This window comes from Streptomyces sp. JNUCC 64, from assembly GCF_054484115.1.
This window is the reverse complement of the sequence record NZ_CM137015.1, coordinates 3,409,281-3,433,007: the sequence shown is the minus strand read 5'-3', so window position 1 is coordinate 3,433,007 and position 23,727 is coordinate 3,409,281. Positions and strand designations below refer to the sequence as shown.

The window sequence follows — 23,727 nt, the reverse complement described above, 5'->3', positions numbered from 1 at the left end:
ACCCAGTTGGTGCGGGCCGGGCGGTCGGCGCGCTTGCGGTACGAGCCCGAGCAGGGGGCGGTACGGGGTGGAGGAACGATGAACGAGTACGCGGTGCGGGCCGAGGGGCTCCAGAAGAGGTACGGCGAGAAGCGGGCCCTGGACGGGTTCGACCTGGCGGTGCGGCGGGGGACCGTGCACGGGCTGCTCGGCCCCAACGGCGCGGGCAAGACCACCGCCGTCCGCATCCTGTCCACCCTGGTCAAGCTGGACGGCGGCCGGGCGACCGTGGCCGGGCTCGACGTCCGGACCCGGCCCCGCGAGGTCCGCTCCCGGATCGGTCTCACCGGTCAGTACGCCGCCGTGGACGAGGTGCTGACGGGGCGGCAGAACCTGGAGATGTTCGGCAGGCTGTTCCACCTCGGCGGCGCCGGGGCGCGCCGCCGGGCCACCGAGCTGCTGGAGCGGTTCGACCTGCTGGAGGCCGGGGACCGGGGCGTCGGCAAGTACAGCGGCGGGATGCGGCGCCGTCTCGACCTCGCCGCCTCGATGATCCTCACCCCCGACGTCCTCTTCCTCGACGAGCCCACCACCGGCCTCGACCCGCGCAGCCGGGGCGAGGTCTGGGAGGCCGTGCGGCGGCTGGTGGCGGGCGGCACCACGGTGCTGCTGACCACCCAGTACCTGGAGGAGGCCGACAAGCTGGCCTCCCGGATCACCGTCATCGACCGGGGCCGGGCCATCGCGGACGACACCCCCGACGGACTGAAGGACACCGTCGGCGGCGACCGGATCGAGGTCGTCGTCACCGAGGCCGCCGATCTGCCCCGCGCGGCGCGGGTCGTGTCCCGGGTGGTGGAGGGCGAGCCGGAGACCGACGCGACCGAGCGCCGGGTGCACGCCCCGGTGGTCGACCGGGTGGCCGCCCTCACCGAAGTCGCCCGCACCCTCCAGGACGAGGGCGTCCAGGTCGAGGACATCGGACTGCGCAGGCCCAGCCTGGACGACGTCTTCCTGCGGCTGACCGGCCAGCGGGCGGAGCGCTCCGGCGACGGGGAGACGGGCGCCGACGGCACGGACACGGCGACACGGCGGACGGACGAGCAGGGGAGGGCCGGGCGATGAGCACCACGGGCACCACGAGCACTGCGGGCACCACGAGCACTACGGGCGTGACGAGCGGGACCGAGGCCGGTACCGGTACCGGGAAGGGTGCCGGGAGCCCGACCGGCGCCGGCGCGTCCTTCCCGTCGGGGGGCGGGGAGGACGCGCCGCGCCACGGACGGCTCTACTGGGCCGTCGCGGACTGCTGGAGCATCGTCCGCCGGGGGATCACCCACTACCAGCGCCAGCCCATCGCCATCGCCTGGCAACTCGGCTTCCCGATCCTGTCGGTACTGCTGTACGGGTACGTCTTCGGCAGCGCGATGACCGTGCCGGGCGGCGGCGACTACCGGGACTTCCTGATGCCCGGCATGTTCGCGATGACCATGGCCTTCGGGTTCATCAACACGGCGACCGTCGTCGTCCACGACGCGACCAAGGGCGTCATCGACCGGTTCCGCTCCATGCCGATGGCCCCCTCCGCGGTGGTCTCCGGCCGGGGCGTCACCGACCTCATCGTGGCCTGCGCCGAGCTGACGATCCTGATGCTCACCGCGCTCGCGATGGGCTGGCGGCCGGACGGCGGGCTCCTCGGCGGGATCGCCGCCTTCGGACTCCTGCTGCTGCTCCGCTTCAGCCTGATCTGGGTGGGCGTCTGGCTGGGGCTGCTGGTCCCGAACCCGGAGGCGGCGGGCGGACTGTTCGCGGTCGCCTTCCCGCTGACGATGATCTCCAGCATCTTCGTCGCGCCCCAGCTGATGCCGGACTGGCTCGGCCACGTCGCGGCCTGGAACCCGATCTCCTCGACCGTCGCCGCCGCCCGTGAACTCCTGGGCAGCCCGGTCGGCAGCGGGGACTCCTGGGTGGAGCAGAACGCGGTGCTGATGGCCGTGGTCTGGCCGCTGGTGATCACGGCGGTGTTCCTGCCGCTGGCGGTGCGCCGCTTCCAGGGCCTCAGCCGCTGACGTTCCGGACGGCCGGAACGCGTGAGGGGGCGGTACCCGAGACCGGGTACCGCCCCCTCAGCCGTGCGCGTCGTCGGTCAGAACCACTCGACGGTCAGAGCCGCCCGACGATCAGAGCCGCTTGACGATCAGAGCTGCTCGATGACGTAGTCGATGGACCGCGTCAGCGCCTCGATGTCCGCCGGGTCGACCGCCGGGAACATCGCCACGCGCAGCTGGTTGCGGCCCAGCTTGCGGTACGGCTCGGTGTCCACGATGCCGTTGGCGCGCAGCGCCTTGGCGACGGCGGAGGCGTCCACCTCGTCGACGAAGTCGATCGTGCCGATCACGGCCGAACGCTGCGCCGGGTCCGCCACGAACGGGTTGGCGTACTTGCTGGCCTCGGCCCAGCCGTACAGGGTCCGGGCGGAGGTCGCGGTGCGCCGCACCGCCCAGTCCAGACCGCCCTGGCCGTTGAACCAGTCCAGCTGCTCGGCCAGCAGGAACAGGGTGGTCAGGGCCGGGGTGTTGTACGTCTGGTTCTTGCGGGAGTTGTCGATCGCCGTCGGCAGCGAGAAGAACTCCGGGATGTGACGGCCGGAGGCGTGGATCCGCTCGGCGCGCTCGATCGCGGCCGGGGAGAACACCCCGAGCCACAGCCCGCCCTCGGAACCGAAGGACTTCTGCGGGGCGAAGTAGTAGACGTCCGTCTCGCTGACGTCCACCGGCAGACCGCCCGCGCCGGAGGTCGCGTCGACCAGGACGAGCGCGCCCTCGTCGGCGCCCTCGACCCGCTTCAGCGGCATCGCGACACCGGTCGAGGTCTCGTTGTGGGTGTACGCGTACACGTCCACGCCCGCCTCGGCGACCGGCAGCGGATGGGTGCCCGGGTCGGCGCTGACCACGGACGGGTCCTGGAGCCAGGGGGCGAGCTTGGCGGCCTTGGCGAACTTCGAGGAGAACTCGCCGAAGGTGAGGTGCTGGGAGCGGGAGTCGATGAGCCCGTGGGTCGCGATGTCCCAGAACGCGGTCGAGCCGCCGTTGCCCAGGACCACCTCGTAACCGTCGGGCAGGTCGAAGAGCCGGCTCACGCCGTCCCGGACCCGGCCGACCAGGTCCTTCACCGGAGCCTGCCGGTGGGAGGTGCCGAGCAGTGACGTACCGGTGGCGGCCAGGGCGTCCAGCGCCTCCGTCCGCACCTTGGAGGGGCCCGCGCCGAAACGGCCGTCCGCGGGCTTGATGTCAGCGGGAATCTGGATCTCAGCCACGGAACGGAGCCTAGCCCCTCACCGGACGCCCCCGGCCGGGTGTCCGGCGGCTGAGACGGACTCTGAGACGGACTCCGGGGCGCCCTCCGGGACTGACTCCTGGACGGACTCCGGGGCGCCCTCCTAGACCGACTCCGGGGCGGCCTCTCGGGGGTGACGGGATACGCGCCGGATTCACCGTGGTGGTTCTTCCGGCCTCCGCCGGGCGGTCGCGGCGAGCCGGTCGGCCAGGTCCTGGAGCGCCTGCCGCAGTTCGTCGGGGTGGTGGACGGTGAAGGGCCATTCCAGGGAGGCGAGCAGATGCGCCATGCCGTCCAGCCGTTCCGCCCGTGCGCGCATGAGGACCCCGGTGGGCCCAGCGGTGAGGGTCACCGCCCTGCCCAGCCGACGGGCGATCTCGTCGAGCGGGCCGTGGATCGTCACCTCGACCTGCCAGCGGTAGGACCCCTGGGCGAGGGTCGAGGTCAGATGGGCGACGGGGTCGAAGCCGTCGGGCGCGGTGAAGCCGTGGCCCCGGGGGGTGACGGAGGCGACGCGGTCGATGCGGAAGGTGCGCAGGTCGTCGCGGAGGTGGTCGTGGCCGACGACGTACCAGCGGCCGGTGTGGAAGACCACGCCGTAGGGGTCGACGTCGCGTTCGGTGTGTTCCTGGCGCCAGGAGCGGTGGCTGATGGCGACGGTCGTGCGGGCGCGGGACGCCTGGGCCAGCGCCAGCAGGACGCCGGTTCCGGGTGCCTGCCCGATCACGGCGTCGGCGGTGAACGACAGGGTCTGCCGCATGGCGGCGAGCGGTTCGCGCAGGGCCTGCGGGAGCACCCGTTCGATCTTGGCCAGGGCCCCTGCGGTGGCCGGGGCGGCGGTGCCCATGCCCAGGCGGTCAGCGCCGAGCAGGCCGAGAACGACGGCGAGGGCCTCGTCATTGGTGAGGACCAGGGGCGGCATGCGGTAGCCACGGGCCAGCCGGTAGCCGCCGTGGCGACCGCGTTCGGCTTCCACGGGGATGCCCAGGTCCCTCAGCTGGGACACGTGCCGACGCACCGTGCGCACATCGGTGTCCAGGCGCTCGGCCAGCTCCGTCCCGGTGAGCCGGGCATGGGACTGGAGGAGTTCGAGCAGGGTCAGCACACGGGTCAGGGGACGCGACATCGATCACTCGGCATTTCAGGGCGGATTCTGTCCTGTATCGACTTTACGCTCCCCACAGCACCTCACTTCTGGGAGATCACATGGCCACCTTCGTACTCGTTCCCGGCGCCTGGCTCGGGGCGTGGGCCTGGGAAGACACCGCCCGCGCGCTGCGGGAGCGCGGCCACACGGCGCTGCCGCTGACCCTGACGGGCCTGGCCGAGCACGCCGAACAGGGCGGACCCGGGACGGATCTGGACACCCACATCGCGGACATCACCGGATTCGTCGAGCGGAACGGTCTCCGCGAGGTCACCCTGGTCGCCCACAGCTACGCGGCGGCCCCGGTGACCGGGGCCGCCGGTCGTCTCGGCGACCGGCTGGAGCGCGTGGTCTACGTGGACAGCGCCCCGTTCGCCGAGGGCATGCGCATGCTCGACCTCATGCCGCCGCAGGCGGCGGACGAGCTGCGCCGACAGGTCGACGCCTCCGGCGACGGGTGGCGGCTGCCGATACCGCCCTTCGAGGTGCTGGGCGCGTCCAGCAGCCTCGACGGGCTCGACGAGGACCGGCGGAACGCTCTGCTCACCCGCGCCACCCCTCAGCCGTTCGGCACGTTCACCCAGCGCCTCGCCGGTCCTGCCGAGCCCGGTCCCGGTGTGGACCGCGTCCTGATCGCGTGCCGTGACTTCACGGGGCTGCTGGAAGCCGGGGTGCCGATGCTGGCCCATCTGAACCAGCCGCCGTGGCGGCGCTTCGACCTGGCCACCGGGCACTGGCCGATGCTGTCCGCGCCCGCCGAACTCGCCGGTGTCCTCGACAAGGCCGTCTCCTGACCGCGTCGGCCGGGAGGCACGGCCCGATGCCCGACCACGAGAGCGTCCGAGGGCTGCGGGCCCGTGCGCAGGCGCTGGCGGGCGGAGTGCGCGAGGACTCCGCCGAGGCGGTCGTACGACGGGTCTTCGCCGTCCAGGCCCAGGACGCCACGGCCGCCGACCTGGGCATCCGGGTGCGCGGCCGGGACCTCACCGCCCGGGCCGTCCGCACGGCCTACGAAGAGGAACGGAGCATCGTCCGCAACTGGTACCTGCGCGGCACCCTGCACACCATCCCCAGCGACGACGCCCACTGGGTGCTGCGGCTGCTGGCCCCGCGACTTCTCGCGGCGTCCGGCCACCGCTACCAGCAGCTGGGCCTGGTCGACGAGCTGCGCCAGCGCGCCGACCGTCTCATCCGGCGCGTCCTCGCCGCGCACGGCCCGCTCACCCGGGCCGAGCTGACCGAGCGCCTCACCACCCTCGGCGTTCCGCCGGACGGGCAGGCGCCGTTCCACCTGATCCGCCACGCGGCACTCACCGGCGTCCTCTGCCACGGCCCGCGCCGTGCCGGTGAGGCCACGTACGTGCTGCTCGACGACTGGCTGCCCGCCACCGGGAGCTTGCGGCGGGAGGGCGACGACGCTCTCACCGAGCTGGTCCGCCGCTATCTGGCCGCGCACGGCCCCGCCGCCCCGGAGGACTTCGCCACCTGGTCCGGACTGCCGGTCACCTGGGCCCGCCGGGCCTGGAAGACCCTGGCGCGATCCGGCGTGATCACCGAGTACGGCGCGTGGACCGTGCTCGCCGGGCGGGCGGGGGAACTCCCCGGTCCGTCCGACGGACCGGACGTCCGCATGCTGCCCGCCTACGACGGCTACCTGATCGGCTACCGCACCCGGGAGCTGTCCGTCCCGGCTCCGCACCAGGCCCGCGTCTGGCCGGGCGGCGGCCTCATCCGGCCCACCGTCCTCGCCGACGGCCTGGCCGTCGCCACCTGGACCCGTGGCCCCGGCTCGCGCTCCGTCCAGGTGGACCCGTTCGAACCCGTCCCGCCCCGGACCGAGCGGGGCGTCGACGGGGAGAAGGAGGCGGTCGTCGGCTTTCTGCGGCCCACCGCGTAGCCGAGCCGCGTCCCGGGCCCGAAAGGGCGGCCCCCATCCCGCCCCCCCCAGGCCCCGGACGACGCTCGACATCACGACCACCAACGGCACGGGGCGACTTGGGCTCGGCCCGGGACCTGGGTCGGGACCTGGACCGGGGTCGCGCCCGGAACCGGGACCGGGTCAGCGGCGTGGGCCGAGCGCGGCTGCCGGGGTGAAGCGGACCGGCAGCCGGGCCACCCCCCGCAGCCAAGGTGACGGGCGGCGCGTCAGCTCCCCCGGGGCGACCGCCAGATCGAGGTCCGGCAGTCGGTCCAGGACCACCTCGATCCCGGTCCGCGCGATGACCTCCGCGATCTCCCGGGCCGGGAACGGACAGCGGTGCGCACCGTGCCCGAAGGAGAAGAACGCGTTGTTGCCGCCGGTCAACGCGGTGCGGTCGGCCCGGATCCCCGGGTCCGCGTTGGCCGCCGCCAGCCCCAGGACCAGCAGGTCACCGGCGCGCACCCGGCGCTCCCCGAGCACCGTGTCCCGGGTCGCCCACCGTCCGGCCACGTTCCGCACGGGCGGGTCCTCCCACAGCACCTCGTTCATCGCCTCGACCACACTGCGCCGACCGCCCGACAGGGAGGCCGCGAACCGGTCGTCGGTCAGCATCAGCCGCAGCGTGTTGCCGATCCAGTCGGCGGTCGGCCGGTGCCCCGCGATCAGCATCAGCGCCAGGTCCCGGGCGACCGCTTCGTCCGTTGGTTCCGTCTCAGCCGGTCCCGTCTCCGTCCGTTCCGCCGCGTCGGCCGGTCCGGTCGACCCGGCGAGCATCCGGGAGGCCACGTCGTCGCCCGGCGTCCGGCGGCGCTCCGTCAGCAGTCCGGCGACCGCCGCCGCCAGCCGCTCCCGTCCGCCGTCCGCCCGCTCGCCGCCGTCCGCGACCGCGACCAGCGCCGCCTCCAGCTCCGGGGCCGCCGCCGGGGGGAAGCCGAACAGCCGGGCCAGCACCCGGACCGGCAGCGGCACCGCGTACGCCGCGATGACGTCCGTCTCGCCCCGGGCGCAGAACCCGTCGACGAGTTCGTCGGCGAACCGCTCGGCGTGCTCCCGCAGCCGGAACGGGTCCTCCCCGGCCAGCGCGTCGGCGATCACCGCCGCCCGTCCGGTGTGCCGGGGACCGGTGGTGTGCAGGACGGTCGGCGCGTCCGGCCCGGTGTGCGGGGGCAGCGGCCAGCCGTCGGGGACGGCGCCGCGACGGTTCCACAGCGAGGCGTCCCGGCTGAACAGCTCCGGATCGGCGGTCACCTGGTGCAGCTCCCGGTAACCGAGCACCAGCCAGGCCGGGACCCCGTCGTCGAGCAGCACGGGCGCCACCGGACCGTACGTCCGGCGCAGTTCCTGGTGGAGGGCGGCGCTGGCGTCCGGCGCCCGCAACCGGCTCAGCGGGATCGGGGGAGGGGACGGGTCCACAGGTGCGTCCACGGGCGGCGGCCCGGCACGGGGGCCGGAACCGGAACTGGTGCCGGGACCGGTGCCGGAGTACGACGGGGTGGTCATCGCGGCGTCCCGTCCGGAGCGCCGGGAGCGTTGGGAGCGCTGGAGGCGTCGGGAGCGTCCGGGCGCGGCCGGGCAGCCGGGCCGGAGCGGGTCGTCAGGTGCTCGACCAGGGTGATGAGCACCCGGGCCGCCGACTCCCGGGAGCGCGCGTCGCAGTCGATGACCGGTACGTCCGGGTCGAGGTCCAGCGCCTCGCGCAGCTCGGCGGGGGTGTACGGGGGGCCGCCGAAGTCGTTGCGGGCCACGATGAACGGCGTGCCGATCTGTTCCAGCCGGTCCACCGCGTACCAGCAGTCGTCCACCCGACGCGTGTCCACCAGCACCACCGCGCCGAGGGCCCCCTCGAAGAGCTGGTCCCACAGGAACCAGAACCGGGGCTGCCCCGGCGCCCCGAACAGATAGAGCACATGGCGCGGTCCGAGCGAGATCCGTCCGAAGTCGAAGGCCACGGTCGTCTCCGACTTGGCCTTGACCCCGGTCAGGTCGTCCACCTCCGCACCGGCGCGGGTGAGGGTCTCCTCCGTGTTCAGCGGACGGATCTCGCTCACCGAGCGGACCAGGGTCGTCTTGCCCACGCCGAAGCCGCCGACGACCACGATCTTCAGACCGGTCTCGGCGGTCGGCTCCAGCGCGGGCCGCGCGGCGGGGCCGGTGGTGCCGTCCGTCTCTTCAGATTCTTCGGAGGCCATTGAGCACCTGTTCCAGGAGTTCGGAATCGGGAAAGCTCTCGCGCGGGAGCGCCCGGTGCGGATGCCGGGCGCTGACCCGGCCCGCCGCCAGCAGATCGGACAGCAGCACCCGGGTGATGCTCACCGGGAGCCGCAGGTCCGCCGCGATCTCCACCACCGCCGTGGGCAGTTCGCACATCCGCAGGATCGCGGCGTGCTCCGACTGCATCCCGGGCCTCGGCCCCGACTCCGCGACGATCAGCGTGACCAGGTCGAGCGGGGTGTCCGCGGCGGGTCCGCTGCGTCCGCCGGTGAGGGTGTAGAGCCGATCCGGCACCTCGTCCCGGGCGCGGCGGCTCACCGGCCGGGCGCGGTGCGCGGTCCCTCCGGGGCGCGGCGGCCGGCCGCGACGTCGTCCACGGCGCGGGGCTCCGCCGACAGATGCGCGCCGAGCTGCTCCACCAGTTCGTTCATGTGGTGGCCGACGATCCCGGCCTCCGCGTCCTCGGCGGCGACGACCGCGAGATGGGCGCCCTGTCCGGCCTCCATGATGAACAGCACCCCGCCGTGGAACTCGGCCATCGCCGAGCGCACCCCGCCCTTGCCGTCGCCGAACTCCACGGACGCGCCGTGGGACAGCGAGTGGATGCCCGCCGCGATGGCCGCGAGCTGGTCGGCCTGGTCGACGGAGAGCTCCGGGGTCCGGCACAGCTTGAGCCCGTCGCGGGAGAGGACCAGGGCGTGCCGGGCGCCCGGGGTACGGGCGAGCAGCCCTTCCAGCAGCCAGGCGAAGGTGTCGTCGACGGTGGTGGCGGTGGCGGCGGGGCCCGGCACGGTGACGGGACGGTCCATGTCCGCGCGGTACGTGGCCTTCGGGTAGGCCGCGTCGAACGCGTGGACCGGCGTCCCCGCGGTGGTGTCGGTGTCGGCGCTGGGAGCGGTGGGGTGGGGACGAGCGGTGCCGGTCATGGGGTGGGATCGCCTTCCTGGTGGTGCGGGACGTCGGCCGGGGGCGCCGGGGGACGCGGCGCCGGGCCGGGGGCCGGGGTGCCACGGACGGCCTCCCGGAAACTGCTGAAGCGGGCCGCGCGGGCGGCGGCGGCCACGGGGTCGGGGGCCGTGTACGGCTCCTCCCCGCCGTGCCGCCGGGCCTCGGCGGTGGCGAGGGTGCGGCCCCGGGAGCGCCGGGGGAGCGGCTCCGGCCGGGCCGTCTGACCCGCGCCCGGACCCGGGTCCGGTTCGGCGTCCGGTTCCGTGGTCCGTCCGGGGGCCCGCTCCGGAGCGGGCCCCTGCGGGACCCGTCCCCGTCCCGCCGTCGACCGGCCGTGGGACGGCGGGGGTTCGACGTCCACGCCGTCCTCGGCGAACGCGCGGGCGGCGGCGTACGAGAACGACAACGGGTGCGGGGCGGGCGCGGTCGGGCGGGCCGTCATGGGTGCGGGTGCGGGTGCGGGTGCCGGTGCGGGAACTGGCGCCGGTGCGGGAACCGGTACCGGTGTCAGCGCTGGTGCCGGTGGGGACTCCGGTACGGCTGGCGCGCCCGGTGCGGGGAGGCGCGCGGGGACGGCCCCTCCCCGGCCGTGGGCGACGGGCTCGGGGACGGCTCCGGACGCGGAACCGGCGACGGCTGCGGACTCGGTACCGGAACCACTGCCGGGCGGGGCGTCGGGTCGGGCGCGGGACCCGGTACCGGACCCGGACCCGGAACCCGAATCGGTCTCGGACCCGGTGCCGGGGACGGGGTCGGTGCCGAACTCGACACCGGAGGGGTAGGTACCGGACTCGGGGACGGTGTCGTCGGGGGACTCCGGCACCGGCAGCCCCGCGTACCGTGAGGGCACCGCGTCGGCGCCGGTCAGCAGCTCGCGGGGGACCATCATCACGACCCCGGTACCGCCCCGCGCCGACGGGCGGAACGACACCGTCAGCCCGTGCTTGCGGGCGAGCCGTCCCACCACCGCGAGACCCAGCCGGGTGCCGGACAGTCCGCCCAGCTCCGTCTGGTCGCCGGACACCGCCCGTTCGGCGCGCCGCAGTTGGAGGTCGCTCATCACCAGACCGCTGTCCTCGACGGAGAGGACGACCCCGGCCGGGACCTCCTCCACGTAGACGTGGACCTCGGCGGTCGGCGGGGAGAAGTTCGCGGCGTTGTCGAGCAGTTCGGCGAGCGCGTGCATGACGCCCTCGGCGGCGTGCCCGGCCACGGCGGTCTCGCTGGTGGAGTGCACCCGGACCCGCTGGTAGGCGCTGATCCGGCCCATGGCGCCGCGCAGGATGGACTCCATCACGATGGGACGGGCCCACCGGCGGCCGGAGCGGGCCCCGGTGAGCAGGGCCACCGAGTCCGCGAGCCGTCCGGTGCGCGCGGTGCGGTGGTCGATGTGGAGCAGATCGGCGAGGACGTTCTCGTCGTCGTGCTGCTCCTCCATCCGGCGCAGGTCCGCGAGGGTGCCGGTGGCCAGGGCCTGGAGCCGTCCGGCGGCGTTGGCGCAGGCGGCCAGGGTGGCGGCCCGGTCGGCGGTGGCGCGTTCGACCTCCTCGGCGAGCCGTGCGTTCTCGGCGGCGAGGCGGTCCCGTTCGGCGGTCAGCCGGTCGCGTTCGGCGCCGGAGTGCTCACGTTCCCGGTCGAGTTCGGTGCTCAGCCGTTCCCGTTCCCGGTCCGACTCGGTGGTGATCCGCTCCCGTTCCCGGTCGAACTCCGAGGTGAGCCGGGTCCGGGTCCGGTCGAGTTCGGCCGTGGCGTGGGCCCGGTGACTCGTCAGCTCCCGTGTGTGGAGGCCGTGTTCACGGTTGCGGCGTTCGGCGAGGGCGGCGCTCTCGGCGGCCAGCCGTCCGGTGTCGACGGCCGCGGCGGTCAGCCGGACGCGCAGGGCCGCGACGGTGCGCAGGGCGTGGCGCGCGGTCGCGACGGTGACGGCCAGCAGCAGGGCGCCCACCGCCGCGCCGCCCAGGACGGCCTCCCGCCGGGCGCCGGGCGGTACGGCCAGGGCGGCGGCGAGCGCGGCGCCCGAGGCGAGCAGCAGGGCGAGCACTCCGGCCAGGACGGAGGGCAGCGGCCGGACGCGGTCGCCGGACGGGACGGCGGGGGAGTGGAGGGCGGTGCCGACCGGCGGGGTGGGGTGGGAGAGCGGGAGGTCTCCGGTGGGGTGGGCCGTGGTGGGCGAGGGGGCCGTGGGGCCGGTGGTCGCGGCGGTGGGGGGACGGTGCCGCGCCGCGGCCGGGAGGTGCGGGGCGGGCGCGGGGTGCGGCGGGTCGGACGCGGGGCGCGCGTGCGGCGGGGGCGCGGTCATCAAACGTGTCCTCGGGTCATGTCCTCGGTGGGCGAGTCCACGGGGCGGTCGGTGAGCGGTGCCGGACGGGCCGGGTGCGGGCCGGGGAGTGGGGGCGGGGCCGGAGGAGGAAGGGGCTCGGGGACGGGGGACCGGTGGGGCCGTCCGGCGGGTTGGCCGCCCCGGCCGGACCGTCCTCCAGGTGACCAGGTGACCAGGTGACCAGGTGACCAGGTGACCAGGTGACCAGGTGACCGTCGACGGAGGTGCGGACAGGCGGACGTACGGAGGTGCGGGTAGCCCCTGGAGGGTCCCGAGGGGGCCGGGCCCCGGGGTGGTGGGCTGCGCCGAGTCGGACGACGGAGTGGGCCGGAGCGTCCCGTGGTACCGGGAGGAAACGCTCTCCGCTCAACTTGTCGCCACTATAGGAGAGTTCCCCATCGGTTTGGGAGCAATGGGTCGCGCGAATACGGGATTTCGTATCGCCGTGCTAAAGAATTGGTCTGAACCAATAGCCTCATGTGGGGTTCCTGTGTGTTTCGTGAGTGGACGGTTGTGTCCCGTGAGCGAACGGTGGTCGCGCGTGCCGTTTCGGTGGCCGGGTCCGCGAGGCATTTCCGCGCGGCTCCCTTCCGGGGGTGTCCCCGGAGCCCGTCACGGGGAGCGTTCCACGAGGAACGGCCGGGAGGTCGTCCCCTCGCTCCCTGAGGTGCCACTCCCGCCACATTCGTTTCCCCTGACAACTTCCGCCCCGTGTGTTTCCGTTCAACCCTCCCTCTCCCCACCCGGCGGCTCCCTCATGCGAGACATACCGACCGCCTTGTATACGGCGATCTGATTCCCCGTCCACCGTCGTGGGCGCGACTGGCCTACGTCTGGGAACGTTGGCACGTCGTGCCATTTCCCCGGCGTGGGCGGTGTTCATCTACACGCGTCGTCTACACGCGTTGTCTACGCGCGTCTACCGTCGATGTCGGACGGTGGCGCGGGACGGGCCGGGGGATGCTGGGGGAATGACGGATCACGGGACCGGAACCGAACCCGACGGCCTGCGGGCCGCGTTGCGGGAAAGCGTGGCCGGAGAGGTCGACTTCGGAACCACCGCCCGCGCCCTGACCACCATGGACGCCTCCAATTACCGCCGGGTGCCGTGGGGGGTGGTGGCACCCCGGGACGCGGACGACGTCCTCGCCGCGCTGACCGTCTGTCAGGAGTACGGGGTGCCCGTGGTCGCGCGCGGCGGCGGCACCTCGATCGCGGGCCAGGCCACCGGCACGGGCGTGGTCCTCGACTTCACCCGCCATCTGAACCGGGTCCTGGCGCTCGACCCGGAGTCCCGCACCGCGACCGTCCAGCCCGGCCTGGTCCTGGACCGGCTCCAGGAGGCCGCCGCCCCGCACGGACTGCGCTTCGGCCCCGACCCCTCGACGCACGGGCGCTGCACCATCGGCGGAATGGTCGGCAACAACGCCTGCGGCTCCCACTCGGTGGCCTGGGGTACCACCGCCGACAACGTCACCGCCCTGACCGCCGCCCTCTGCGCGCCCCCGTCGCCCGGCCCCTCCCCGTCCCCGTTCCCGTCCCCGTCCGGCAGCCCGTCCTCGCCCTCGTCCGGCGGCCCGTCCCCGTCCGGCAGCCTCCCTCCGTCCCTGTCCGGCGGCCCGTCCCCGTCCGGGAGCCTCCCGCCGGGCCCGGCGCCGTCCACCGTCCCGGGCCCCTCCGGCGGGGCGTCCACCGCGCCGGGCCTGGTCCGGCTGGGTCCCGGTTGGCGCGGGGCGCCCGACGGACTGCGTCCGCTGGTGGAGTCCCGGCTGGCCCTGCTGCGCACCGGGTTCCCGGAGCTGCCCCGCCGGATCTCCGGCTACGCTCTCGACGCCCTGCTGCCGGAGAACGGGGCGAACGTGGCACGGGCGTTCTGCGGTTCGGAGGGGACCCTCGGGCTGCTCACCGAGGTCACCGTCAAGCTGGTGGCGGAGCCCCCCGCCCGGGCCCTCGTGGTGCTCGGCTACCCCGACGAGGGCGCGGCGGCCGACGCGGCGCCCGGGCTGCTGCCCCACGGGCCGCTCACCGTCGAGGGCATGGCCGCCGACCTGGTGCCGCCGGGCGCGGCGGCCGGACTGCCCCGGGGCGCCGCCTGGCTGTTCGTGGAGACCGGCGGCGCGACCGGGGCCGAGGCGCGGGCCGCCGCCGGGCGGATCGCCCGCGCCGCCGACGCGCTCGACGTCCGGGTGGTCACCGACCCGGCCGGGCGGCGGGCGCTGTGGCGGATCAGGGAGGACGCGGCGGGCACGGCGACCCGGACGCCCGACGGCTCCGAGGCGTGGCCGGGCTGGGAGGACTGCGCGGTGCCGCCCGCCCGGCTCGGCGCCTATCTGCGGGACTTCCGGGCGCTGCTCGCCGCGCACGGTCTGCGCGGCACCCCCTACGGGCACTTCGGCGACGGCTGCGTGCACGTGCGGATCGACTTCGACCTGGTGACCGCCCCCGGGGTGGCCCGGTTCCGGACCTTCTCCGAGGAACTGGCGGACCTGGTGGCCGCCCACGGCGGTTCGCTGTCGGGGGAGCACGGCGACGGGATGGCCCGCGCGGAGCTGCTGCCCCGGATGTACGGGACGGAACTGGTCTCGCTGTTCGAACGGGTCAAGGACGTGTGGGACCCGCGCGGGGTGCTCAACCCCGGCGTGCTGACCCGCCCGGCGCGGCTGGACGAGGACCTCCGCTTCGCGGTGCTGCCCCGGGGGCCGGTGCCGGTGGCGTTCGGGTACCCGCACGACGGCGGGGACTTCACGGCGGCGGTCCGCCGCTGCGTCGGCGTCGCCAAGTGCCGCACGGTGACGGCGCCCGGCGCGGACGTGATGTGCCCGTCGTTCCGGGCGACCGGCGAGGAGGAGCACTCCACCCGGGGCCGGGCCCGGCTGCTCCACGAGATGCTGGCTGGTGCTGGTGCTGGTGCTGGTGCTGGTGCTGGTGCTGGTGCTGGTGCTGGTGCTGGTGCCGGTGCCAGTGGTGCCGGTGGTGCGGGTTCCGGCCCGGGAACGGGACCGGGCCCCGTTCCCGTTCCCGGTCCCGTACGGGGGACGGTCGTGACCGGCGGCTGGCGGTCCACCGAGGTCCGGGACGCGCTGGACCTGTGCCTGTCCTGCAAGGGCTGCCGCTCGGACTGCCCGGTCGGCGTCGACATGGCCACGTACAAGGCGGAGTTCCTGCACCACCACTACGCGGGCCGGATCCGTCCCGCGTCCCACTACGCGATGGGACGGCTGCCCCGCTGGCTCCGGCTGACCGCCGCGATCCGCGCCGCCCCGCTGGTCAACGCGCTGGCCGGACGGGAACCGCTGGCCGCGCTCGGCAAGCGGCTGGCCGGGGTGGACCCGCGACGGGACCTCCCCCGGATCGCCCCGGAACCGTTCACCCGCTGGCTGGCCCGCCAGCGCCGGACGGCGGAGCCCCCGTTCCGGCCGGACCTTCCACCGGGCTTCTCGCCGGACCTTCCGCCGGACTCTCCGCCGGACTTCCGGACGGGCTCCCCGGGTTCGCGGACGGGCTCCCCGCCGGGTTTCCCGCCGGACCGGCAACCGGACCCGGTGCTGCTGTGGCCCGACACCTTCACCGAGCACCTCTCCCCGGAGACCGGGCGGGCGGCCGTCCGGGTGCTGGCGGCGGCGGGCCGGGAGACCGTGGCGGTGGCGCCGGGGGTGTGCTGCGGGCTGACGTACGTCTCCACCGGCCAACTCGACCTGGCACGCCGGGTGATGACCCGCACCCTCGACCTCCTGGACCGGACTCCCGGCCCCGGCGCGGACGCCCCGGTCACGGTCCTGGAGCCGAGCTGCGCGGCCACCCTGCGCACCGACCTCCCCGAGCTGCTGCCCCACGATCCCAGGGCGGCACGGCTCGCCGGGAGGGTGCGGACCTTCGCCGAGACGCTGGAGGCCGAGGCGCCCGGCTGGCGTCCGCCCCGGCTGGACCGTCCGGTGGTCGGCCAGACCCACTGCCACCAGCACGCGGTCCTCGGCGACGCCGCCGACCGCCGGGTCAGGGAGGCCGCCGGGCTCACCGGGGAACTCAGCGGCGGCTGCTGCGGACTCGCGGGGAACTTCGGCTTCGAGAGGGGCCACTACGAGGTGTCGGCGCGGTGCGCGGAGGACCGGCTGCTGCCCTCGGTGCGCTCGGCGCCCCCCGGCGCGCTGGTCCTCGCGGACGGCTACTCGTGCCGCACCCAGCTCGCCCAACTGGGGGGCGTCCGGGGCGCGCACCTGGCGGAGGTCCTGGCGGACGGCTTGGCCGACGGCCCGGCGGACGGCCCGGCGGACGACGGCCCGGCGGACGGCCCGGCGGACGACGGCCCGGCGCGGGGGCTGCCGCCGGGGTCATGAGCCGTCCCGGCCCCGGTCCGGCGGGGAGCCCGGGGAACCCGGGGAACCCGTCCGGTGTCGTCCTCCGGCGGTGCAGGAGGGCGGACCGCTCTGTTCAGCGGGACGGACCCGTCCGGTTCAGCCGGAGGCCCTGGCCACCACCGACCGGGCGAGCGTCAGCAGGGCCCGGATCCGGGGGTCCTCGGTGCCCGCGCGCCAGGCGAGGAACACCGGGACGGGCGGGGCGTCCTCCAGCGGGACGTAGGTGACGCCCTGGTGGGGATGCATCTCGGCGGTCGAGGCGGCCGAGACGCCGACCGCCCGGTCCGCGGCGATGGCGGTCAGCCAGTCGTCCGTGTTGGCGACCTCCACCACCGAGACCGGCCGGACGGCGGCGGGCCACAGGTCCAGGGACGTCAGCCCGGAGACCGTGTTCAGGGCGATCACCCGGTCCGACAGGTCCGCCAGCCGCAGCGCGGCCCGGTCCGCCAGCGGCCCGTCCGAGGGCACCGCCGCGACCCGGCCCTCCTCGTACAGCCGCGCCGACTCCAGCCCGGGCACCCGGACGGCGGCGGGACCGCGCAGGAACGCCGCGTCGACCCGGCCCCGGGCCAGCCCCGCCGTCCGGTCGTCGATCCGCAGCAGCTCCAGCGGCGCGTCCGGGCGCTCCGCGCGCCAGCGCCTCAGCAGCGGGGTGGTGTACGGGCCCAGTGCCGACCAGGGGTGGCCGACCCGCAGCGGTCGGGGCGTGCCGCGTCCGGCGGCCAGGGCGTCCTCGAAGGCGGTGACGGCGGCCCGCGCCCGGTCCTGGAACGCCCGGCCCGCGTCGGTCAGCGCGAGGTGGTGCGTGGAACGGTCCACCAGCCGGACGCCGAGCGCGTCCTCCAGGGCGGCGAGGGTCCGCGACACGGCCGGCTGGGTGAGCCGCAGCCGGGCGGCCGCGCGGGTGATGCCGCCCTCCTCGGCGATGGCGAGGAAGCAGCGCAGATGCCGGATCTCCAGGGCGCGGGTGCCACTGGTGCCGGTGCCGGCACCGACACTGGTACCGCGTCCGGGCCTGGTCCCGGAGCCGCGTCTGGTCCCGGAGCCGCGTCTGGTCCCGGCGCCGCGCCCGGTGTCGGGACCGGCCCCGGTGCCGTCGCCGGGTCCGCTGTCAGCGCTCATGTCCGTGAAGCATAAGCGGCTCCCGATCGGCATTTCCCCGCACCGCGCGGGGCGCCTAGCGTGAGGGGTGGAGCGGACCGCCGTCCGGCGAGTCGTGCGGGAAGACGGTGGTGAGGGGCGCGCGATATTTGGTGGGCCCCATCGATTACGGTGCACTACAGTGAACTGAAAGTTCAGCTTCTTAGACTTCCGGGTGGCTTCGGATGGACTCCGGGCGGCCCGAACCGGCCCGAACCGGACTGGACCGGACTGGACCGGACTGGACCGGACTGGACCGGACCGGACTGGCCGACCGTTCCGCCTCGTTCCGTCCGCCCCGCTCGACTCCTGTTCGACTCCGCTCCGCCCGTCCGGCCCCGTCCGTTCGGTTCCGCTCCGACCCGCCCGAGAGAGGCACCCCGTGGACGTCCCGACCACCCCCGGCGTCACCACCGCCACCGCCCCGGTGGCGTCCGCCCCCTCCGCCCCCCTGCCCGGCGCCCCGGCCCAGGGCGCCGGACCCGCGCCCGGCGGCTCCGGAGGCGTCCTGGACCGGGCGGTCGGCCGGTACGGCTCGCTCGGGCCCGTCGGGATGGTCCTCGCGGCCGGGGTGTCCGTCCAGTTCGGGGCGGCCCTCGCGGTCGGGCTGATGCCCAGGGCGGGCGTCCTCGGCGTCGTCACCCTGCGCCTGGTCGTCGCCGCGCTGGTGCTCGTCGCCGTCTGCCGCCCCCGGGTGCGCGGGTACTCCCGCGCGGACTGGGCGACGGTCGTCGCCTTCGCGGTGGCCCTCGCCGGAATGAACGGACTCTTCTACCAGGCCGCCGCCCGCATCCCCATGGGCCCCGCCGTCACCCTGGAGGTGCTGGGCCCGCTGGTCCTGTCGGTGCTCGCCTCCCGGCGGCTGGTCAACCTGCTGTGGGCGGGCCTCGCGCTGGCCGGGGTGTTCCTGCTCAGCGGCGGCGGCTTCGGCACCCTGGACCCGGTCGGGGTCGCGTACGCGCTCGGGGCGGGCGCGATGTGGGCGGCGTACATCGTCTTCGCCGCGCGCAGCGGTCGCCGCTTCCCCAAGGCGGACGGGCTCGCGCTCGCGATGCTCGTGGCCGCGGCCATGATCCTGCCGTTCGGGGTGGCCGAGGCCGGTACGGCGCTGCTCGACCCGGTCGTCCTCGGGCTGGGCGCGGCCATCGCCCTGCTCTCCTCCGTCCTCCCCTACACCCTGGAACTCCTCGCCCTGCGACATCTGCCCGCCTCCACCTTCGCCATCCTGATGAGCCTCGAACCGGCCATCGCCGCGGCGGCCGGATTCCTCGTCCTCAGCCAGACCCTGACGGCGTCCCAGTCGATCGCCATCGCCCTGGTCATCGCGGCGAGCATGGGCGCGGTGCGCACCCAGGTGGGCCGGGGCAAGGCCACCGTCTGAGGCGGTGGCCCACGGTTCGCGACCCACGGCTCACGACCCACGGTTCGCGGTTCGTGATCCGTCGTCCACCGTCCACCGTCCACCGTCCACGGACTGTGCGGCTCGTGGGGTGCGGTCGGCGGTGCGTGGGGGCGCCGGTCCGTGGGTGCTCGTCGGGGAGGTGGCGTTCGCGGTCCGTGAGTCCGTGAGTCCGTGGCACGGAAGCGCTGGATGCGCTGGATGTGCGAGCGGTGTGACAGTGATGCGACTGGGGTGTGTGGGGCCTCTGTTGCGCATGGGTGACGGGGTGACAGGTGTGAGTGGCTGGCTGTGACCCACTCCACCTCCGGAGCGTCCCGCTCCGCAGTACGCTGGCGACATGTCTCCGCTCGTACGCCGACGCCACGTGGACTACGTCCGCGTCACGAGCACGGGTTGTCGACGCCCTGTCTGACCCCGGTCCCCGTCAACTCCGGCAGACGGCGCCCGCCTCCTCACGGCGGAGCCCCGCGCCGCACCCCAGCGGATCCACCATGACCCACCCCAGCCCGTCCGCGCCCCCGGCGCGTCCCCCGTCGCCCAAGGACCCGGAGCCCCACCGGCTCCCCCGCCCCCGCCCCCTCCACCCTCCGGTCATCGACCTCGGCGCGGCCGTCCGGGGTCCTCAGGCCCGCCGTCTGTTCCACGCCCAACTCCACGACGCCGCGCACCGCGTCGGCTGCTTCCACCTCGTCGGACACGGGGTCGGCACGGCGGAGACGCTCGACCTCGACCGCGCCGTCCGCCGCTTCTTCGCCCTGCCGGAGGCCGACCGGCGCGCCCTCGACATCGTCAACTCGCCCCACTTCCGGGGCTACGACCGGGGCGGTCCCGACCACCACGGTCCCGTCCGGGACGGCGGTGTCCGGGTCGGGCACGGGCAGCGGGACGGTGAACTCCCGCGTGAGCACGACCGGTTCACCATCGGGGCGGAACGTCCGGCCCGCCCGCCGTTCCCCGGACGGCCCCCGTACGGCTGGCTCCAGGGCCCCAACCAGTGGCCCGCCGCCCTGCCCGGACTGCGCACGGCCGCGCTCAGCTGGATGACCCGGCTGAGCGGGGTCGCCACCCGGCTGCTGCGCGAACTGCTCACCGCGATCGGGGCGCCGCCCGGCTTCTACGACCCGCTCTTCGGCGCGGACGCCCACCCGGTACTGCGCCTGGTCCGCCACAGCCCCGCCCCGGCGCCCGCCGCCCCGGTACCCGGCCCACCGGTACCCGCCGGTTCCGTACCCGGCCCCGTGCCCGTACCCGGGGCCACGACCGACGGCGGCGGTGACGGGGACGGCGACGGACCCGGGGCCCCGGGGGACGCGGTGACGGCCCCGGCGCCGCCCGGGTTCCTGACCCTGCTGCTCCAGGACGAGGCGGGCGGTCTCCGCGTCCAGCGCGAGGACGGCGCCTTCCACGAGGTGCCGCCGGTGCCCGGGGCGCTCCTGGTCACCCTCGGCGGGCACCTGGAAGCCGCCACCGGCGGCTATCTGGCCTCCGCGCGCCACCGGCTGGTCTCCCCGCCCGGCGCGGGGGAGCGCTTCTCGACGGAGTACTCCCACCATCCGCGTCCGGACGCCCGGGTGGACCCGCCGCCGTTCCCCCACGCGCCGAGGGCGCCCGGGGTGTTCCACGGCCCGGACGGTGGGCTCTCCCCGGAGTTCGGACGGGACGAGTGGCGGAGCCTGCTGCGCGCCCACCCCGAGGCCGCCGCCCGCCACCACGCGGAACGGCTCGTCCCGGCCTGACGCCCCTGCCCCGTACAGCCCCGCCCCGGGGCCGTCCCCGACCCGTCCCCGCCTCCACGCACCGGACGGCGGCGGCCACGGCCGCCCGGGGGCGGCGCCCGACACGCTGGGGCCATCCGCTCCCTGCCTCCCCTCCGGCCCGTGGACGGCCGCCCGCGCAGTTCCCCGCGCCCCTGACGGGGCCCCAAAGGCGCGCGAGGAACAGCGCGAGCAACCCAGTCGGACCCGCAGCCGAAGAAGGGACCCGCCCGTACGGCCCCGCACCCCGCACCCCGACCGGGGCGCACCGAAGGGGCGCGGGGAACTGCGCGAGCAACCCAGGCGGACCGGCAGCCGAAGAGGGGACCCGCCCGTACGGCCCCGCACCCCGCACCCCGACCGGGGCGCACCGAAGGGGCGCGGGGAACGGCGCGAGCAACCACGACACCCCCGCAGCCGAAGCCCGCACCCACCCGGAGGGACCCGCCCCGCCCGGACGGGACCCGCCCCCGATCCCGGACGGCTCCGCCGCGATCCGCGAGGACCCCCGCCGACCCCGTCAACGACCGGCGGAAGGACCGCCCTCGCCCGGCGGCCGAGGACGGGACGGAGGGACGACCTCCGCGAACCCGGGCACCGCCCGGGACCCCCGCGCCCCCGGGCCCACGTACCGGGCGGACGGCCGCACCAGCCGCCCGGTCCGCTTCTGCTCCAGGACGTGCGCCGACCACCCCGCCAGCCGGGCACAGGTGAACATCGAGGTGAACAGGTGCGCCGGGACCTCCGCGAAGTCCAGCACGATCGCCGCCCAGAACTCCACGTTGGTGGCCAGCACCCGGTCCGGACGGCGGGCCCGCAGCTCCGCCAGCGCGGCCGTCTCCAGCGCCTCGGCGACCTCGGAGCGGGGAGCGCCCAGCTCCCGGGCGGTGCGCCGCAGCACCCGGGCCCGGGGGTCCTCGGCCCGGTACACCCGGTGCCCGAAGCCCATCAGCCGTTCGCCCCGGTCCAGCGCCCGCCGGACGTACGCCTCCGCGTCCCCGGTGCGCTCGACCTCCTCGATCATGCCGAGCACCCGGGAGGGCGCGCCGCCGTGCAGCGGACCGGACATCGCGCCGACCGCGCCGGACAGCGCGGCGGCGACGTCGGCGCCGGTGGAGGCGATGACCCGGGCGGTGAACGTGGAGGCGTTCATCCCGTGCTCGGCGGCGGACGTCCAGTACGCGTCGACGGCGGCCACGTGCCGGGGGTCGGCCTCCCCGCGCCAGCGGACCAGGAACCGCTCCGCGACCGAACCGGCCGCGTCGACCGCCTGCTCCGGTACGGCGGGCCGCCCGCGCCCCCGCGCCGACCCCGCCACGCAGGACAGCGCCGCCGACGAGGCCCGCGCCAGGTCGTCACGGGCCCGTCCGTCGTCGACGTCCAGCAGCGGACGCAGCCCCCAGGCGGGCGCCAGCAGCGCCAGCGCGGCCTGGACGTCGACCCGGACGTCACCCGAGTGGAGCGGCGGCGGCCCGGAGCCGTCCGGGGGCAGCCCGGGGGCGAACGCCCCGTCGACGAGCAGCCCCCACACGTTCCCGAAGGGCACGTGCCCCGCGAGGTCCTCAAGATCGACGCCCCGGTAGCGGAGGGCGCCGCCCTCCCGGTCCGGTTCGGCGATCTCCGTCTCGAACGCGACGACTCCTTCGAGCCCGGGGACGAAGTCGGACATGACGGCTCCTGGTGTGCGCGGTGGGGGACGACGGAACGGGCGGCGGGCCTCCCGTGCTCAGGGGGACGGTCGGGGTGACGGCCGCCGGACGGCCGTCACCCCGGTGATGCCCCGTGGAGACGGCCGTCCAACCGGACCGCGACGGAAACCCCGCCCGGGGTGCCACCGCGCGGCCCTCCCGTGACACCGGGTGCCGCCTTCCCCGGCCCGCCCCCGCCCCCCCGGCCCCGGACGCCCCCAGCCGCCCCGGTCGCGAAACGGCCGGGAGCCGATCGGGACCGATGCGGAGCCGACCGGGAGCCGACCGGGGCTGACGGAGGCTGACGGGGATCAGGTCGAGGTCCGGGTCCGGCGCCGGGGGCGGCCGGTCGGGGAGAGGTCCCCTCGACCGACCGCTCCCGCCCGCCGTGCGGCAGGATGGCGGTGTGAACCGCGATGTGGCCGACCACCCCGACCCCGCCCTGATCCGCGCGCACTACCGGGAGCGGGGACTGGAGGCCGGGGAACTCGCCCCGCACCCCATGGAACAGTTCGCGCGCTGGTTCCGGGACGCGGTCCGCACCGCCGACGAGGGCGCCCTGTACGAACCGAACGCCATGGTCGTCTCGACGGCGGACGCGTCCGGCCGCCCCAGCTCCCGCACGGTCCTGCTGAAGCAGTTCGACCACGAGGGCTTCGTCTTCTTCACCAACTACGGCTCCCGCAAGGGCCGCGACCTGGACGCCAACCCGCACGTCGCGCTGCTCTTCCCCTGGCACCCGATGGCCCGCCAGGTCCTCGTCACCGGCACCGCCGCCCGCACCGGACGCGACGAGACCGCCGCGTACTTCCGCACCCGTCCGCACGGTTCCCAGCTGGGCGCCTGGGCCAGCGCGCAGTCGACGGAGATCTCCTCCCGGGAGGAGCTGGACCGGGCCTACCGGGAACTGGCGGCCCGCTACCCGGAGGGCGAGCCGGTGCCGGTTCCCCCGCACTGGGGCGGCTTCCGGGTGGTCCCCGGGACGGTCGAGTTCTGGCAGGGCCGCGAGAACCGTCTCCACGACCGGCTGCGGTACGTCCGGGAGCCGTCGACGACCACCCCCGAGGCCCCCGCCGCCGCCCCTGCCGCCGCCCCCGGGGCCGCCGGGTGGCGGGTGGAGCGCCTGAGCCCCTGACCGGCCGGGCCCGAGGCCCCCGCGTGCCCCCGCGCCCCCGCCGACCCGGCCCCGCACTCCGCGCGGCCCGTCGTGGCCGTTCGCGCGGTTCCCCGCGCCCCTGACGGGGCCCGTACCACCCCGTTCACCGACATGGCACCGCCCCCGCCCGGGAGTGCCCCGAAGGGGCGCGGGGAACCGCGCGAGCGACCACCGACCTCCCGCACGGGACGACGCGACCGCACCGCACCCCACCCGTCCGCGCTCCGTCCGCGCGACGGGCCCGAGCCGTGCCCGCGCACCCTGCACCCCGCCACCCGCACCCGCGCCGCCCCGCCCGCCCCGGACCGTCCTGAGCCGGACCGCGAACCGCCCGGACACCGCCCCGGAACCTTCGAACTGCAAGTGCATA

17 protein-coding genes are annotated in these 23,727 nt (G+C 75.7%); 8 read left to right on the top strand and 9 right to left on the bottom strand.

Annotated elements, in window-relative coordinates; genetic code table 11:
- Nucleotides 1–78: 78 nt before the first annotated feature.
- On the top strand, nt 79–1,104 hold the full coding sequence (locus tag ACVWNX_RS13885) for an ATP-binding cassette domain-containing protein (protein ID WP_454414232.1): 1,026 nt from the start codon (nt 79–81) through the stop codon (nt 1,102–1,104).
- On the top strand, nt 1,101–2,048 hold the full coding sequence (locus ACVWNX_RS13880; protein WP_454414231.1) for an ABC transporter permease: 948 nt from the start codon (nt 1,101–1,103) through the stop codon (nt 2,046–2,048). The genes ACVWNX_RS13885 and ACVWNX_RS13880 overlap by 4 nt, the downstream gene beginning before the upstream one ends.
- 128 nt (nt 2,049–2,176) lie before the next feature.
- Here ACVWNX_RS13880 and serC read toward each other — a convergent pair whose 3' ends face one another.
- Both serC and ACVWNX_RS13870 read right to left on the bottom strand, forming a co-directional pair.
- Nucleotides 2,177–3,295, bottom strand: a complete 1,119-nt coding sequence (gene serC, locus ACVWNX_RS13875) for a phosphoserine transaminase (protein WP_454414230.1) — start codon at nt 3,293–3,295, stop codon at nt 2,177–2,179.
- 174 nt (nt 3,296–3,469) lie between these two features.
- Entirely contained in the window at nt 3,470–4,441 is a 972-nt protein-coding gene (locus ACVWNX_RS13870) for a helix-turn-helix transcriptional regulator (RefSeq protein ID WP_454414229.1), read from the bottom strand.
- Between the two features lie 80 nt (nt 4,442–4,521).
- Here ACVWNX_RS13870 and ACVWNX_RS13865 point away from each other — a divergent pair, with 80 nt between their 5' ends.
- Both ACVWNX_RS13865 and ACVWNX_RS13860 read left to right on the top strand, forming a co-directional pair.
- The gene (locus ACVWNX_RS13865; RefSeq protein WP_454414228.1) at nt 4,522–5,256 is read left to right on the top strand and encodes an alpha/beta fold hydrolase; all 735 of its coding nucleotides are present in this window, start codon (nt 4,522–4,524) and stop codon (nt 5,254–5,256) included.
- A 26-nt stretch (nt 5,257–5,282) separates the two neighbouring features.
- A complete protein-coding gene (locus tag ACVWNX_RS13860; protein WP_454414227.1) occupies nt 5,283–6,359 on the top strand; it encodes a winged helix DNA-binding domain-containing protein in 1,077 nt (358 codons plus the stop codon).
- A gap of 162 nt (nt 6,360–6,521) precedes the next feature.
- On the opposite strand, the gene ACVWNX_RS13855 is transcribed toward ACVWNX_RS13860, so the two are convergent.
- The 5 genes from ACVWNX_RS13855 to ACVWNX_RS13835 form a co-directional block, all read right to left on the bottom strand.
- The gene (locus ACVWNX_RS13855) at nt 6,522–7,883 is read right to left on the bottom strand and encodes a cytochrome P450 family protein (protein WP_454414226.1); all 1,362 of its coding nucleotides are present in this window, start codon (nt 7,881–7,883) and stop codon (nt 6,522–6,524) included.
- Nucleotides 7,880–8,572 carry a GTP-binding protein gene (locus ACVWNX_RS13850; protein ID WP_454414225.1) on the bottom strand — a complete coding sequence of 231 codons (693 nt, stop codon included), beginning with the start codon at nt 8,570–8,572 and terminating at the stop codon, nt 7,880–7,882. Before ACVWNX_RS13850 ends, ACVWNX_RS13855 begins: the two co-directional genes overlap by 4 nt.
- Nucleotides 8,553–8,912 carry a DUF742 domain-containing protein gene (locus tag ACVWNX_RS13845; protein ID WP_454414224.1) on the bottom strand — a complete coding sequence of 120 codons (360 nt, stop codon included), beginning with the start codon at nt 8,910–8,912 and terminating at the stop codon, nt 8,553–8,555. Before ACVWNX_RS13845 ends, ACVWNX_RS13850 begins: the two co-directional genes overlap by 20 nt.
- Nucleotides 8,909–9,403 carry a roadblock/LC7 domain-containing protein gene (locus ACVWNX_RS13840; RefSeq protein ID WP_454414761.1) on the bottom strand — a complete coding sequence of 165 codons (495 nt, stop codon included), beginning with the start codon at nt 9,401–9,403 and terminating at the stop codon, nt 8,909–8,911. Before ACVWNX_RS13840 ends, ACVWNX_RS13845 begins: the two co-directional genes overlap by 4 nt.
- A 113-nt stretch (nt 9,404–9,516) precedes the next feature.
- Entirely contained in the window at nt 9,517–11,841 is a 2,325-nt protein-coding gene (locus tag ACVWNX_RS13835) for a sensor histidine kinase (RefSeq protein WP_454414223.1), read from the bottom strand.
- A gap of 992 nt (nt 11,842–12,833) precedes the next feature.
- On the opposite strand from ACVWNX_RS13835, the gene ACVWNX_RS13830 reads away from it, so the two are divergent.
- A complete protein-coding gene (locus ACVWNX_RS13830) occupies nt 12,834–16,196 on the top strand; it encodes an FAD-binding and (Fe-S)-binding domain-containing protein (RefSeq protein WP_454414222.1) in 3,363 nt (1,120 codons plus the stop codon).
- Between the two features lie 117 nt (nt 16,197–16,313).
- On the opposite strand, the gene ACVWNX_RS13825 is transcribed toward ACVWNX_RS13830, so the two are convergent.
- A complete protein-coding gene (locus ACVWNX_RS13825; protein WP_454414221.1) occupies nt 16,314–17,339 on the bottom strand; it encodes a LysR family transcriptional regulator in 1,026 nt (341 codons plus the stop codon).
- A gap of 400 nt (nt 17,340–17,739) precedes the next feature.
- Between ACVWNX_RS13825 and ACVWNX_RS13820 the strand changes: the two genes are divergently transcribed.
- Together ACVWNX_RS13820 and ACVWNX_RS13815 are read left to right on the top strand one after the other, a co-directional pair.
- Nucleotides 17,740–18,738, top strand: coding sequence for an EamA family transporter (locus tag ACVWNX_RS13820; RefSeq protein ID WP_454414220.1), 999 nt, complete (start codon nt 17,740–17,742; stop codon nt 18,736–18,738).
- 512 nt (nt 18,739–19,250) lie between these two features.
- Complete coding sequence (locus ACVWNX_RS13815; RefSeq protein WP_454414219.1) at nt 19,251–20,495, top strand: 2-oxoglutarate and iron-dependent oxygenase domain-containing protein; 1,245 nt, start codon at nt 19,251–19,253, stop codon at nt 20,493–20,495.
- 538 nt (nt 20,496–21,033) lie between these two features.
- On the opposite strand, the gene ACVWNX_RS13810 is transcribed toward ACVWNX_RS13815, so the two are convergent.
- Nucleotides 21,034–22,182 carry a citrate synthase 2 gene (locus ACVWNX_RS13810; RefSeq protein ID WP_454414218.1) on the bottom strand — a complete coding sequence of 383 codons (1,149 nt, stop codon included), beginning with the start codon at nt 22,180–22,182 and terminating at the stop codon, nt 21,034–21,036.
- A 425-nt stretch (nt 22,183–22,607) separates the two neighbouring features.
- Between ACVWNX_RS13810 and pdxH the strand changes: the two genes are divergently transcribed.
- Entirely contained in the window at nt 22,608–23,336 is a 729-nt protein-coding gene (gene pdxH / locus ACVWNX_RS13805) for a pyridoxamine 5'-phosphate oxidase (RefSeq protein WP_454414217.1), read from the top strand.
- Nucleotides 23,337–23,727 lie beyond the last annotated feature (391 nt).

Coding starts and splice junctions, on each gene's coding strand:
- ACVWNX_RS13885 (WP_454414232.1), top strand. CDS start 79: ATGAACGAGTACGCGGTGCGGGCCGAGGGGCTCCAGAAGAGGTACGGC.
- ACVWNX_RS13880 (WP_454414231.1), top strand. CDS start 1,101: ATGAGCACCACGGGCACCACGAGCACTGCGGGCACCACGAGCACTACG.
- ACVWNX_RS13870 (WP_454414229.1), bottom strand. CDS start 4,441: ATGTCGCGTCCCCTGACCCGTGTGCTGACCCTGCTCGAACTCCTCCAG.
- ACVWNX_RS13865 (WP_454414228.1), top strand. CDS start 4,522: ATGGCCACCTTCGTACTCGTTCCCGGCGCCTGGCTCGGGGCGTGGGCC.
- ACVWNX_RS13860 (WP_454414227.1), top strand. CDS start 5,283: ATGCCCGACCACGAGAGCGTCCGAGGGCTGCGGGCCCGTGCGCAGGCG.
- ACVWNX_RS13855 (WP_454414226.1), bottom strand. CDS start 7,883: ATGACCACCCCGTCGTACTCCGGCACCGGTCCCGGCACCAGTTCCGGT.
- ACVWNX_RS13850 (WP_454414225.1), bottom strand. CDS start 8,572: ATGGCCTCCGAAGAATCTGAAGAGACGGACGGCACCACCGGCCCCGCC.
- ACVWNX_RS13840 (WP_454414761.1), bottom strand. CDS start 9,403: ATGGACCGTCCCGTCACCGTGCCGGGCCCCGCCGCCACCGCCACCACC.
- ACVWNX_RS13835 (WP_454414223.1), bottom strand. CDS start 11,841: ATGACCGCGCCCCCGCCGCACGCGCGCCCCGCGTCCGACCCGCCGCAC.
- ACVWNX_RS13830 (WP_454414222.1), top strand. CDS start 12,834: ATGACGGATCACGGGACCGGAACCGAACCCGACGGCCTGCGGGCCGCG.
- ACVWNX_RS13825 (WP_454414221.1), bottom strand. CDS start 17,339: ATGAGCGCTGACAGCGGACCCGGCGACGGCACCGGGGCCGGTCCCGAC.
- ACVWNX_RS13815 (WP_454414219.1), top strand. CDS start 19,251: ATGACCCACCCCAGCCCGTCCGCGCCCCCGGCGCGTCCCCCGTCGCCC.
- ACVWNX_RS13810 (WP_454414218.1), bottom strand. CDS start 22,182: ATGTCCGACTTCGTCCCCGGGCTCGAAGGAGTCGTCGCGTTCGAGACG.